7 protein-coding genes are annotated in these 12,969 nt (G+C 57.1%); 4 read left to right on the forward strand and 3 right to left on the reverse strand.

The features are described from left to right. Positions 1-61: 61 nt before the first annotated feature. Positions 62-2,722: a PSD1 and planctomycete cytochrome C domain-containing protein gene (locus BGIM_RS0103790; protein ID WP_020468469.1), complete on the reverse strand. Its 2,661-nt coding sequence runs from the start codon at positions 2,720-2,722 to the stop codon at positions 62-64. 99 nt (positions 2,723-2,821) lie between these two features. Then, positions 2,822-3,832, reverse strand: coding sequence for an HD-GYP domain-containing protein (locus BGIM_RS48535; protein ID WP_020468470.1), 1,011 nt, complete (start codon positions 3,830-3,832; stop codon positions 2,822-2,824). Between the two features lie 352 nt (positions 3,833-4,184). Here BGIM_RS48535 and BGIM_RS0103805 point away from each other — a divergent pair, with 352 nt between their 5' ends. From BGIM_RS0103805 to BGIM_RS56885, 4 genes are all read left to right on the forward strand, one after another. Next, positions 4,185-6,467: a DUF1592 domain-containing protein gene (locus BGIM_RS0103805; protein WP_020468471.1), complete on the forward strand. Its 2,283-nt coding sequence runs from the start codon at positions 4,185-4,187 to the stop codon at positions 6,465-6,467. 106 nt (positions 6,468-6,573) lie between these two features. Then, the gene (locus tag BGIM_RS0103810) at positions 6,574-7,890 is read left to right on the forward strand and encodes a DUF1552 domain-containing protein (protein WP_020468472.1); all 1,317 of its coding nucleotides are present in this window, start codon (positions 6,574-6,576) and stop codon (positions 7,888-7,890) included. Positions 7,891-7,921: 31 nt separating this feature from the next. Then, a complete protein-coding gene (locus BGIM_RS0103815; RefSeq protein ID WP_020468473.1) occupies positions 7,922-9,127 on the forward strand; it encodes a GDSL-type esterase/lipase family protein in 1,206 nt (401 codons plus the stop codon). Between the two features lie 156 nt (positions 9,128-9,283). Next, the gene (locus BGIM_RS56885) at positions 9,284-11,368 is read left to right on the forward strand and encodes a sigma-70 family RNA polymerase sigma factor (protein WP_020468474.1); all 2,085 of its coding nucleotides are present in this window, start codon (positions 9,284-9,286) and stop codon (positions 11,366-11,368) included. A gap of 34 nt (positions 11,369-11,402) precedes the next feature. Here the strand turns inward: BGIM_RS56885 and BGIM_RS0103825 are convergent, their stop codons facing one another. Continuing rightward, positions 11,403-12,932: a methyltransferase regulatory domain-containing protein gene (locus BGIM_RS0103825; RefSeq protein WP_157368593.1), complete on the reverse strand. Its 1,530-nt coding sequence runs from the start codon at positions 12,930-12,932 to the stop codon at positions 11,403-11,405. Between the last annotated feature and the right edge of the window lie 37 nt (positions 12,933-12,969).

A 12,969-nucleotide genomic window follows, 5' to 3' on the forward strand; every position in this document is an offset into this window, starting at 1 on the left:
ATCGTCATGTCACAGACAAGAGATTTGCCACTTGCATGACGAGGCTCTTGTCTTCGCTCATTTAATCGACGTACAGGAACCGATTGCTAATCAACAACGCCTGACAGTAAACCGTCAAGGCCCGTTCGGCGGCGGTCGGAGGCGGGGGCGGCGGTTCAATCGGGCCTTTGCCTTTGACTTTCGTTGGGGCGGCCGCGTTTTTCATCGGCGGTGGGGGCGGGGCGGCTGATTCAAAGATATTTGTCTGGCTGGCCACAAACGCGATTGCTTTGTCAGCCTCGATGGATTGGGGTTCGGTTCCATAAGCGAGCCGCCACGCGAGTGTCACCTGTTTGCGCGGGTCTGTACCCGCTTCTTTCCTCACGCGGTCGGCGAAGTGGGCGGCTTGGGCCAGCGTGAATTCGTTGTTCAACAACAACAGCGATTGCGGAGTGGCGGTCGACGACTTGCGGGCTTCGCAATTCGGTTCGATGGTGGCCCAGTCGAACACATCCAGCACAACAAGCGGCTTTGACCGGCGAACCTGCACATAAATGCTGCGGCGAGATTCCTGACCGGTGGGGAGAGATTCGTCGCCCAGCTTGTAACCCGCTCCGTCGCGATTTGCCTTGCCGATGACAGCCATTCCGGCGTCGTCTTCCATCACGGGGACGGGCGGGCCGAACTGTTCGAGATTCAACTTCCCGCTGACGGCCAGCGAGGCATCGCGGACAGCCTCGGCATCAAGCCGGCGCAGGGGATATCGGCCCAGCAATCGGTCATCCGGATCGGTGTCGGTCTTTGCATTACGAGCCGAGGATTGTCGATACGCAACGGAAGTCAGAATCAGGCGGTGAAGTTGCTTCAGACTCCAGCCGGTTGATACGAACTCGGAGGCCAGCCAGTCCAACAATTCCGGGTGTGTCGGCCGTTCGCCGAGCCGGCCAAAATCGCCGGGGGTGCCGACCAGACCCCGGCCAAAGTGTTCCATCCAGATACGGTTGACAATCACTCGAGCCGTCAGCGGATGTTTCGGATCGGTCAGCCATTTGGCGAGGGCCAGCCGTCGGCCGGACGATCCGCCGGGAACGGCTTGCGGATTGGGCAGGGGCAACACATCATCGAGAACGGTCAACCCGCCGGGGGCGACGACTTGCTTCGGTTGATCGGGGTCTCCGCGATGGTGCAAGTGGGTTGGCGGCAATTTGCCCGGTGTGTCGGTCAACACCCGGACGAATTCTTCCACCGGTTTTTTCTTTCGCACTTCCGTCGCCTGTTCCACGAGTTTCTTCAACTCGGCGGCCGCTTTGGAGTCGTAGAGATAGAGCGACCCGGCCGAGACGTTCAGGCTCGGGTGTTCTTGCATCAGTTTCTTTTGTTCCGCGTTTCGTTTTGCTTCCGGCGTTTTGCGGGCCAGTTTCGCCGGTTCGCGGAGGGCTTCCGGCAGCTTGGCCACTTCTTTGTCGAATGTCTGGTCGATGAACGTCTGTTGCTTTGCCAACCGATCTTTGTCGATTTTGGCCGCTTCCGTTTCAATCTCGGCGGCTTTCTTGCGGTCAGCCTCCGTGTAGAGGGATAGTTGGCGGGCCGCCGGTGGCTTCCAGGCCGCCGGGTCGTAACCGGGTTCGAGGAATGCCCGGAGCCGGTAAAAATCTGTTTGCGGAACCGGGTCGTAGCGATGATTATGGCATTGGGCACAGCCCACCGTGATTCCCAAGAACGCGCTGGAGACGATTTTCACCGTGTCGGTGACAACGGCATTCCTCGCCAGCTTTTGATCGGCTCCGGGCGCCCCGCTGCCATCAGGGGCCATCCGCAAGAAGCCGGTGGCAGTGAGTTTTTCAACCGTCTCCGGGTCGGTGAGGTTCCAAGGCGTTGCGGCGAGTTCATCCCCGGCCAGTTGCTCACGAATGAACTGATCGAAAGGTTTGTCTTTGTTCATCGCCCGGATGACGTAGTCCCGGTATTTCCAAGCGTTTGCCCGCAGAGGATCTTCGGGAGATCCCCCCTCAGAGTCCGCGTATCCAGCCACGTCAAGCCAGTGGCGCGCCCACCGTTCGCCGTATCGCGGCGAGGCAAGCAGGCGATCAACGAGTTTCTCATAAGCCTGCGAATCTTGATCGGCGACAAAGGCATCAATCTCGGCCGTGGTCGGCGGCAAACCGATGAGGTCGAAGGTCAGTCGGCGAATGATCGTCACGCGATCGGCCTCGGCCGAAAATCGCATTTGTTTGTCGTGGAGTTTCACCGCCAAAAAGGCGTCAATCGGTGTGCGAACGTGGTCTTCGACTTTGGGAACGGCGAGCCGCCGGATCGGTTGGAATGCCCAAAATTGCCGGTCCTCGGGGGCAATCTGGAAGCCCGTTGCCAGAGTGGCGGGTTCGTCTGTTTCCACCTTTGCCCCGGTGGCGATCCACTTGCTGAGAAGATCAACTTCGGCCGGGGTGAGCTTCTTTTTGCCCGGCGGCATCTCCCCGGAGCGGATCTTTTCAATCAACAAGCTTTCGTCCGGTTTGCCGACAACCAACGATGGCCCGCCCTTGCCGCCTTTCAACACAAACCGTCGCAGGCGAAGGTCGAGACCCCCTTTCGGCTTCTCCGATTCGCCGTGGCATTCGGTGCAATAAGCTTTGAACAGTGGCCGAATGTGTGTGTTGAATTGGGGGGAATCATCGGCAATGGCGGTCGATACGACGGCCAGAGGGATCATCACCGACAAGGCAAGGCGCGTGAGAAAGTGCATGATCAAACAATTCCAGAGGCGGGAGAGGAAGGACCGCACTGCGGAGGTAGGAATGGTATGATAAGCCAGCGCGGGACGAGGTGCAAGACAGCGTTTTTGTTAATTGCCCGCCGGAAGCAAGATGCCCTTGTCCGCGATCGCGGACAGTTCGGGCAGCATGGCGATGAAACAATCCACTAATTCCGGATCGAGGCCACCTCCGGCGGCTTCTTTGCGAAGGATCGCCAGGCATTGGTCCGTGGGAAGTTTGGGCCGGTACGGACGGCTGCTGGACAGGGCATCGTAGACGTCGGCCACGGAGAGAATCCGAACGAGATATGGGATCGACCCGCCGAAGATCCCGTCGGGATAACCGCCGCCGTCCATCCGTTCGTGATGCCAGCGAACCATGGGCAAGGATTGCCGGACCGACTTCAGTGGTTCGACGATCCTCACTCCCGCGACCGGATGCAATTTGACGATGGCGTATTCTTCCGGGGTTAGTTTTCCCGGTTTGTTGAGGATTTCATCCGGAATGCCAATCTTGCCGAGGTCGTGCAGGGCCGCGCCGACTCGCAGAACATCAAGATCGGCCGGGGAGACGCCTAATTTTCTCGCCAGTGCCAGGGCGTATTCGGTCACTCGCTCGGTGTGGCCATGAGTATGCGGGCTTTTCGCTTCCACCGCCCGAGCCATCGCAAATAATACCGCCTGCGCATCGTCGAGTTGATCGACCAGTTTCTTGACGCGAAGCAAGGCGTTGCAACGGGTGACCACTTCGTTGTTTTGGAACGGTTTCGTCAGGAAGTCGTCGGCCCCCAGTTCCCACGCATGGAGACGGGCCTCTTCGACACTGCGGCCTGTGATGATGACCACCGGAACCAAACGGGTGCGAGACTGGCTTTTGATGAGTTGACAAAACTCCAACCCGCCCATTTTGGGCATGTCGAGGTCAAGCAAGACCAAATCGGGGTCGCGCTCACTTAGAAGGGTGAGACCTTCGGCGCCATCGCGGGCTTCAATGACCCGATGCCCCTCGCGTTCCATGATGTGGCGTAGGAGTCGGCGGACGGCATGGTTGTCGTCGATGACCAAGACCAACGGAGAATCCGTGTTACTTGGGGGGCTCATCGGAGTTCGGGCGCCTCGCATATCCAAAACAATTACCATTAATTAACATAGTGTTGCTTAGCTACCTGATCGAACATCTTGGCTCATTTTTGTCTTGAATCTGGCCAAATCTTTATCAAATACCTCAAGTCATCATCGTCGGTGACCAGGGATTCAGGCCGGATCTGATAACGGATGGGTGGATTCCTCATTTGAATCAGAGATTTGTGGGAGCCAAAGGCCGGGCTGCCTTTGGGCATGTTTGAATCCAATCACCAACTTGACCGCCGACTCATTTCAGCCGATACTGACTTTATCCCGCCTCTCCTGTTCGCTATGAGCGAACGTCATTTGTTCCCTGGATGATTTTTTCATGCGTCGTTTGAACTTTGTTTTTGTGCTGTTAATCGGTGGCGTGGCCAATCACTGCCACGGGGCGACCGGTGAACAAATCTACACGACACAATGCGCCTTTTGCCACGGAAAAGCGGGCGAAGGGTCCAAGAAATATCCCAAGCCCCTGATTGGTGACAAATCCTCGCCGCAGCTTGCCCTTCAGATTCAAAAGACGATGCCGAAGGAAGACCCCGGCTCCTTGTCAAAAGAAGATTCGCTGGCAGTCGCTTCCTACGCGTTTGACAAGTTTTATTCAGTGGCCGCCCGCGAGCGGAACAACCCGGTGCGGGTGGAACTTGCGCGATTGACCGTTTCCCAATATCGCAATGCGGTCGCTGACATGATAGGCCACTTCCGGGGCAACGCCACTTGGTGGGACAAGAATCGCGGACTCAAAGGGGAGTATTTCAAAGAACGTAATCCCGGCAAACGACTGATCGAACGAACTGATCCCGAGGTGAAATTCGACTTCGGCGTGAACGCCCCGGCCGAGAAGGATTTTGACGCAAAAGAGTTTTCGATCCGCTGGACCGGGAGCGTGCTGATTCCCGAAACCGGCGAATACACCTTCATTGTGAAGAGCAATCAGTCCGTGCGATTGTTCGTGAACGATAACAAAAATCCGATTGCCGACGGCTATGTTCGTTCCGGGAACGACAACGAATACAAAGGGACCGTCTATTTGCTTGGCGGCCGGGTTTATCCGATCCGGCTTGATTTCTCCAAGGCATTGCAAGGTGTCAAGGACAAGAACCCGAAGCCCTTGCCTGCGTTTGTGACGTTGCTTTGGCAGCAGCCGAACGGAACCGCTGAAACGATTCCCTCCCGCCAACTTTCCCCGCAGTGGTCCCCGGAAACTTATGTGGTGACCACGAAGTTCCCGCCGGACGACCGAAGTTATGGATGGGAGCGCGGGACGACCGTTTCCAAGGCGTGGGACCAGGCGACGACAGATTCCGCGTTGGATGCCGCTGATTATGTGTCCCTCCGCATCAATGAATTGGCGAAGACCAACGAAAAGGACGACAAACGGGCCGAGAAGATCAAGACATTCATCCGGCAGATGGCCAAGCTGGCGTTCCGAAAGCCGGTCACCGATGATCTGGAAAAGGTGTACGTCACTCGCCCCATGGAGTCCAACCCCGACCTTCAAGCGGCTGTCAAACGGGCGATGCTAATGATCCTCAAATCGCCCCGATTTCTCTACCGCGAGCCGTCCGGCGGCGAACCGGACCAATACGATGTCGCCGCCCGCATGGCGTTTGCCATGTGGGACTCGATTCCCAATCAGGAACTCTTGGATCTCGCCGCCGCCGGGAAACTGAAGACTCCCGAGGAAGTGAAAAAGCACCTCAACGACAAGATGATTTGGGACACCCGCGCCAAGACCCGCCTGTTGGGGTTCCTCCATCATTGGCTGAAGACTGACCACGGCCGCGATGCGGTGAAGGACGCCAAACGCTTCCCCGGATTCGACGCGGCCATTGTCGGCGATCTCCGCACATCGCTGGATCTCACCTTGGATGATGTGGTGTGGTCCGACAAATCCGATTTTCGACAACTTCTGATCAGTGAGGAAACCTTCCTGAATGGCCGGTTGGCGAAGTATTACGGTGTCGATCTCCCGGCTGATGCCTCGTTTGCCAAGACGGCCTTTGAACCGGGCAAACGCACGGGAGTGTTGACTCACCCATACCTGATGACGACGCTTGCCTATTCGGCCGAGACATCGCCGATTCACCGGGGCGTTTTTCTGGCCAAGGGGATTCTGGGCACGGGGCTGAAGCCGCCGCAAGAGGCGTTCACGCCGATCCCGGCCGAACTGCACCCCAACCTGACAACCCGTCAACGGGTGGAGTTGCAAACCAAGGGGGCGAACTGCCAGTCATGCCACTTGGTAATCAACCCCCTTGGGTTCGCGTTGGAGAACTTCGATGCCGTCGGTCGATATCGGTTGAAGGATAACAACAAGGAAATTGACCCGACGGGAACTTATCTGACACGATCCGGCGAGACAAAAACGTTCAAGGGTGCCGGGGAACTGGCAAAGTTTCTGGCCGGCAGCCCCGATGTTCACACCGCTTTTGCCGAGCAGATGTTCCACCATCTGGTGCAACAATCCGTGCGAGCTTATGGCTCGACCCGCACGACCGAATTGCGAGATACCTTCACCAAAAGCGGGTTTCACGTGCGGCAGTTGGCCGTCGAGATTGTCGCCGGTTCGGCGCTGGCGGCGAGCTCCAAAACCGTGAGAAAGTAAGCCGAGTTGAATCTACGTTTTTGTCGAAGAAACTACCGAATCAGATATTGGGGTGCTATCATCTCAATACCCGCCTGAACACCTTCCGATTTTTGAGGCCACCCACATGACACAACGAAACCGCCGGGACTTCCTTCGTGATCTGGGACTTGGGGCGGCCACGCTTCCTTTCGTCCTGAATTTGCCGAGCCTTGGGTTCGCCAATCAATCGAAACGGAAGCAACGGCTCGTTGTGATGTTCAGCCCGAACGGCGTGGTCACCAAAAACTTCTGGCCCGATGAAACCGGGGCTGACTTCAAGCTCAAGGAAAGCGTTTCCCCGCTGGAGGCGTTCAAAAAGCAAAGCCTCTTCCTGCATGGCGTGTGTGACAAGGTTCGCGGCGATGGCGACGCCCACATGCGGGGCATCGGCTGTCTGTTGACCGGGACCGAATTGTTCCCCGGCAACATCCAAGGCGGGTCGGACACCCCGGCCGGGTGGTCGAAGGGGAATTCGATTGACCAAGAAATCAAGTCGCATCTGCAAGCCGATCCTGCCACCAAGACCCGCTTCGGGAGCTTGGAATTCGGCGTGATGGTTCCCGAACGGGCCGACACATGGACGCGGATGGTGTATTCCGGGCCGAATAAGCCGATCGCCCCGATTGACGACCCGTATCAGATGTTCAAGAAGTTGTACGGCCGGGCCAAGGACAATCAGGTGCTGGCCAGCGTGATGGACGACCTGAACGCGGACCTCAAAAAAGTGGCCGACAAAGTCAGCGGTGAAGATCGCAAGTTGCTTGACGAACACGCTACGTTTGTCCGCGAGATGGAGCAAGAACTGAAGGCCGACAAGGGGATGGCGGCGGGGCACAAGGTTCCCGAAATCGAACCGGGGGTTCGGCACGACAATGACAACATCCCCAAGATCAGCAAGATGCAAATCGACCTGATGGTGAACAGTTTTGTGTCCGACGCCTCCCGGATCGCCACCCTGCAATACACGAACTCCGTGGGGATGGCCCGGATGAAGTGGCTGGGCATCACCGAAGGGCATCATGAACTTTCCCACGAGCCGGACAAAGAAGAAAAAGCCCAGGAAAAGCTCACCAAGATCAACAAGTGGTTTTGCGAACAACTTGCCTATTTGGCGAAGCGTCTCTCCGAAACTCCGGAACCGGGCGGCACGGGCAGCCTGCTTGACAACACATTGATTGTCTGGACCAACGAACTCGGGAAGGGCAATTCCCACACCCTGAACGACATTCCGTTCTTGCTCGTCGGCGGCGGTCTCGACTTCAAGATGGGCCGATCCCTCAAGTACAAGCAAGTGGCCCACAACCGGCTGCTGATGTCCTTGGCACACGGTTTCGGCCATCGGATCACGAAGTTCGGCAGCCCCAACTACTGCGGTGACGGCCCTCTGGCCGACCTGACTTGATTCTTGGATGCCGTCTTCCGAGAGTGTTCCCATGAAGTTGGCGCTGTTGATCTTGGCTGCCGGGATGTTCGTGGGATCTCCTCACTGTCTTGCGGAAAATACTCTCATCACCTCAATGGATGAGTTGCGATTTCAGTCTCCCAAAGAGAAGGCAACCGCCCAACTCGTTGACGGCAAAGTCGGCAAGGCGATCCAGTTCAAATTCGAGAAGGAAGCACGCAGTGCCTTCTTCACCAGCAACGTCCACGGCACACCTGAATGGGACAAAGCCGCCGGGTTTTCGTTCTGGGTGAAGGGGGATGGTTCCTCTTCGCTCGGCGGGCTTCAATTCATTTACAATGATGATTACGCCGCTCGCTATGATGTGGCGTTTCCAATCAAGCAAACCGAATGGACCAAAATCAGCGTGGCTTGGTCCGATTTGATTCCGGTTCTGCCCGACAAGAACAATAAGCCGCTTGGGGGCAAAGATGGAAATCAACCATCAAAACTCTCCGGGCTATGGATTGGCAAATGGTGGTATTGGGGTGAGTATCCCGCTTGCTCGTTCGCCATTGATGACATTCGGTTGGAACCCACCATCGAACGGCCGGCGAAAGAATTCAAAACGGATCGCCCGGCACTGCGGCATGTCCGGGATTTGTTGAAGGCCGGCAAGCCCGTTTCTGTCGTGACGATGGGTGATTCGCTGACTGACACTCATCATTGGGCCAATCGCAAGGTTGACTGGCCGAGCTTGTTGAAAGAGGAACTTCAGAAGTCCTCCAAATCGGAAATCACCATCATCAATCCGGCCATCGGGGGAACACAACTTCGGCAGAATCTGGTGCTGATGCCCCGTTGGCTGGAGAAAACCCCCAAGCCCGATCTGGTGACGATTTGTTTTGGCGGGAACGACTGGGACGCCGGGATGAGGGGAGAGGAGTTTTTCCAGTCAATGGTTGATGCTGTGAATCGCATCCAACGCGCGACAGACGGACACACCGATGTGCTGATCCTCACCACCGTTCCGGGGGCAACCCGATGGGAGACAACGGCCGAACTGGCCGAGGCCTGCCGAAAAGCGGCCAAAGACCGGAATGTCGGTCTCGCGGATTTGGAGAAGGCCTTTCATGTGGCCGGCAAGGACGACCCCAATGCCCTGTTTGTCAACGACCGGGTCCATCTCAGCACGGCGGGGCATCGGTTGGTGGCTGATTCCATCTTCAAACTGATTTCGCCGATGAACCAAAAATAAGACTGTTGCCCGAGCATTTTGGTGATGATGACAACCAGAGAAACAATTGTTCCTCTCCCATTTCCCGTTTGATAACTTTTCCAAAATAGCCGCGCCACCAATTCGCAAGGCGGCTCTCACCTAAAGTAACGGTATCACCCGGCGGGAAGGACGAGCATGTCCCTTCAAGCGTCACAACATCTTCGGGATTATGTTCGCCGGATTTGTGCCGACGCGGCTTCTCCGTCGGATCTGCTGTTGTGGAATCGATTTGTTCAGTCGAACGAGCAGGATGCCTTTGAAGTCCTCGTGCATCGCCACGGGTCGATGGTGCTGGCTTGCGCCCATCGCATCCTCTCGGACCGTTCGGAAGCCGAGGATGTTTTTCAAGCGACGTTTCTGACGTTGGCTCGTTCCAAGAATCGGATTCGCGATCCGCAATCGCTAACATCGTGGCTTTACCGGACAGCGTTTCGCATCGCCAACAAATTACGGGGCAAACGTCGTGGTGTCAGAGCGATGCCCGCAGAGGCCGAAGCCGTTTCGGCCGCTGCGACGGAATCAGACATTGCGTGGCGGGAAGTGCGGGGAATTCTTGACGAGGAACTTCAGCGACTTCCTGAAAAGATTCGTTCGCCATTGTTGCTGTGTTATTTGACCGGCCTTACGCGAGACGAGGCCGCCAAACAACTTGGTTGTTCGTTCGATCAGTTGAAACGACGATTGGAACAGGGGCGAAACACCCTGCGACGACGACTGGAACACCGGGGAATCGCCGGGGCCGGATTGGCGCTGGCCGTTCTCTCGCCGGAATTATTGCAGGCGACCGTCAGCCCTCCGTTGGTTGAAGTGTGTGTCGCCCTCGTGTTTGTCCGCGACACGGTCGTTCCCCAGACCGTGGCCGCGTTGACTCTGACCACCACCTTGACGAAAGGTTTCATCATGAAAACAATCATTGCCTCGGCGCTATGTATCAGCCTTGGAGTTTGGGGTTACACCACGACCGGCAACAGCCGTGAGCCGCAGGAAAAAACACCCCCACCGGGCGAGCCGACACCGGAACCAAAGACGGGTGCAACCCCGGCCGTCGATCCGGCGGACAACCGCCAAGCTGACTTTTTACAACGGAGACGAAGCTTCAAGAATTTACAGGGAATCGTCAGGGCAATTCATGCGTATTCGGACACACACAACTTTCTTCCGGCCGACATCCGTGACAAAACTGGCAAGCCGCTTTTAAGCTGGCGGGTGGTCATCCTTCCGTACATGGGGGACAAGGCATCTGAGGAACTATACCGGCAGTTCAAACTGAACGAACCTTGGGATAGCGAACATAACTTCAAACTGCTCGCAAAAATGCCGGACATCTACCGTGTCGGCATCGAGCCGAAAGATTCCAGCCACACGTACTATCAGGCTTTTGCCGGTCCGGGAACGCCGTTGCACCCGATGCCGGTTTCACTCGGTTTGAACGAGGATAAACCTGCGGAAGGCGGGTCGGGCGGGGGCCCCGGTGGATTTGGCTCTGCTCCGGGTGCGGGAAGCCCTCCGCCAATCAGAGGCAGCGGTTTACAAGGGATTCCCGCCCCTGGTATTCCCAGCGGACCTGGAGGAGGAGCGCCACCGGCGGGTTTGCCGGCTGGTCCGGGCCTGTCGCCCGTTCCTGGGACGCCCCCTTCTGGCGCCGGGCCCAAACCGGGTGAGTATCCTCGCATCGGTTTGTTTAGCATCACGGACGGCACATCAAACACACTGGCTGTCGTCGAGGCGGGGCCTTCCGTAGCTTGGACGAAACCGGCCGATTTGCCGTTCGACCCGGCCAAACCGATGCCGAAAATGGCGGGGCCATTTTCAAACGCCATCCATGTTGCCATGATGGACGGATCAGCTTGTGCCCTGAAACGGGGGCTGGACGACAAATTGCTGCGGATCTTGGTGAAGATGGACGACGGCGAAGTTATTCCGGCCGCCACCAAGTTGCATGCGTCCTTGCCGGTTGAAACGGCCGTGGATCGATTGGAACTTAAGAAGATGACTGATGAAAACCAAAAACTGATCGAGCAGTTTGCCGGGTTGCAGAAAGAACACATGCGTCTGCTTGAGTTAATGAACCGGCGGGCGGCTGATTTCGACGCGGCCGAGGAGGTGAAAGACAACCTCAAAATCAGTCTTGAAGCGTTGCAAAATGCAAACAGAGCTTTGAAGCACGATTTGGATGCGAACTTAAAAAATGCCATCCCGCAAAAAGCGGCCAAGAAGTAATCGCATCTGAAGCGGCATTTGCGTGAGCAGCCTCTCAATCCACCAAGAGGCCCGATTTGGCAAGTCGTTCCAAGTTCCGATCCAACCCGGTCAGCAGGGCGGCCGGGGTTGGTCGTTGGTCGGGTGGAAAGGAATTCATCAACTCGGCGGCGATCTGCGTCCGGTCTCGGGTTCCGTCGAGCAAATCAAGCAGTTTTCGGCTGGGCACATCTTCAAAACGCATTGTTTCGTGAAGCCGGTTGGTGACCATTGGCCCGAGGCGGGCTTGCAAACGGGCCAGCGGGCACACTTTCGGCCGTTCGGCAACAATCTCTCGATACGTCGGTTGATGTCCGTGGAGTTCGATCATCCCAGCCATCCAAACTGCAGAGAGCAATTCGGCCAGTCTGGTCATGTCTTGCGGATCAGGATTCAATTGCCCGATTTTCACCGAGGCTTGTTGAAACAAGTCGCTGAATAAAATCCGGCCCGGCCATGTCGCGGCGATGATCTCCAAAGCTGCTTTGCCGATCGGCAAATCAGTGCGGATGACGGCATTCCGGGTCGCGCGGAAGGTGACCGCCACTCCCGGCGCCAGATCAATCGTGTCTCCCTCGGCCTTGGGTTTTCCGCTGAGAAACAGTTCGGTGATCGCCGCCGGCGTCGGATCTTCCCGCGGTGGTCGCCCGTCGATGGCCAGCAGAGTCTGGCGGAACCGTCGTACCAGTAGAAAGTCGAGGTATTGTTCTTTCAACAACACGTCTTGGGAAGCCAGCCCATTCAAGACATTGGCCACGTCTTTTGGAAAGCCCCGAGTTTCCATCAAATGAGGTTCGGCCTCGGCCACGAAACGCATCCCGAATTGTCGGGCGTGGGCGGCAAATTCGTGGAAGTATGCCGGATCGTTGGTCGCAGAGAGATCGTCGTGGTAAAGCACTTGTTGGTTGCGTTTCTCCAACACGGCCTCCAACTCTGTTTTCAACAGCGCCATCCCGGTCTCTTTCGGAGCCGGCCACCCGGCCATCAGGAATTGAGCCATCTCGACAGCCTGTCGAATTTTCGCGGCCGGATCTTCCTCGGCGGCCGAGTGGAATTTCAGCATATCCCAAAGCATTCGGCGAATGTGGCAACCCGGAAACGTGTTGTAGCTGACATACCCGATCCCCGTCGGGGCCAAGGTAGTGGCGAACAACTTCAGCACGGCATCCCGAACAAACGACGGAACCCATGAATACAACCCGTGGGCAATCGCATAGTCAAACGGCTTGGCAGGCGGCATCCAAGCGGTGACATCGCTGGCGTGAAGTGTCACGTTTTCAAGGCCAAGCTCCGCGATCATCCGGTTGCCGCGTTGCACGGCCATCGTTGACAGATCGATGCCGACAAATGTGGACTCGGGCAGGCCGACTGCGCACGCGATGAGATGGAGGCCGTCGCCGCATCCTGCCTCCAGAACCCGGCACCGTTCGACCGGTGCGGCCGGACAGCCGAACATCCGGGCGATGGCGTGCAAATGACTCGGATGGGCTTGGGCCAAAGCGGTTGAGGGATAATCCACAACGTCGTAGGCAAATGGCGCGGACATGAGGGCATGCTCGTTGGAGAAGACCGATTGGTCATGC

The organism is Zavarzinella formosa DSM 19928, from assembly GCF_000255705.1.
Classification (GTDB): domain Bacteria; phylum Planctomycetota; class Planctomycetia; order Gemmatales; family Gemmataceae; genus Zavarzinella; species Zavarzinella formosa.

Bases quoted from the DNA above. Each gene is read 5' to 3' on its own strand.
- BGIM_RS0103805 (WP_020468471.1), top strand. From the start codon at position 4,185: ATGCGTCGTTTGAACTTTGTTTTTGTGCTGTTAATCGGTGGCGTGGCC.
- BGIM_RS56885 (WP_020468474.1), top strand. From the start codon at position 9,284: ATGTCCCTTCAAGCGTCACAACATCTTCGGGATTATGTTCGCCGGATT.
- BGIM_RS48535 (WP_020468470.1), bottom strand. From the start codon at position 3,832: ATGAGCCCCCCAAGTAACACGGATTCTCCGTTGGTCTTGGTCATCGAC.
- BGIM_RS0103815 (WP_020468473.1), top strand. From the start codon at position 7,922: ATGAAGTTGGCGCTGTTGATCTTGGCTGCCGGGATGTTCGTGGGATCT.
- BGIM_RS0103810 (WP_020468472.1), top strand. From the start codon at position 6,574: ATGACACAACGAAACCGCCGGGACTTCCTTCGTGATCTGGGACTTGGG.
- BGIM_RS0103790 (WP_020468469.1), bottom strand. From the start codon at position 2,722: ATGCACTTTCTCACGCGCCTTGCCTTGTCGGTGATGATCCCTCTGGCC.
- BGIM_RS0103825 (WP_157368593.1), bottom strand. From the start codon at position 12,932: ATGTCCGCGCCATTTGCCTACGACGTTGTGGATTATCCCTCAACCGCT.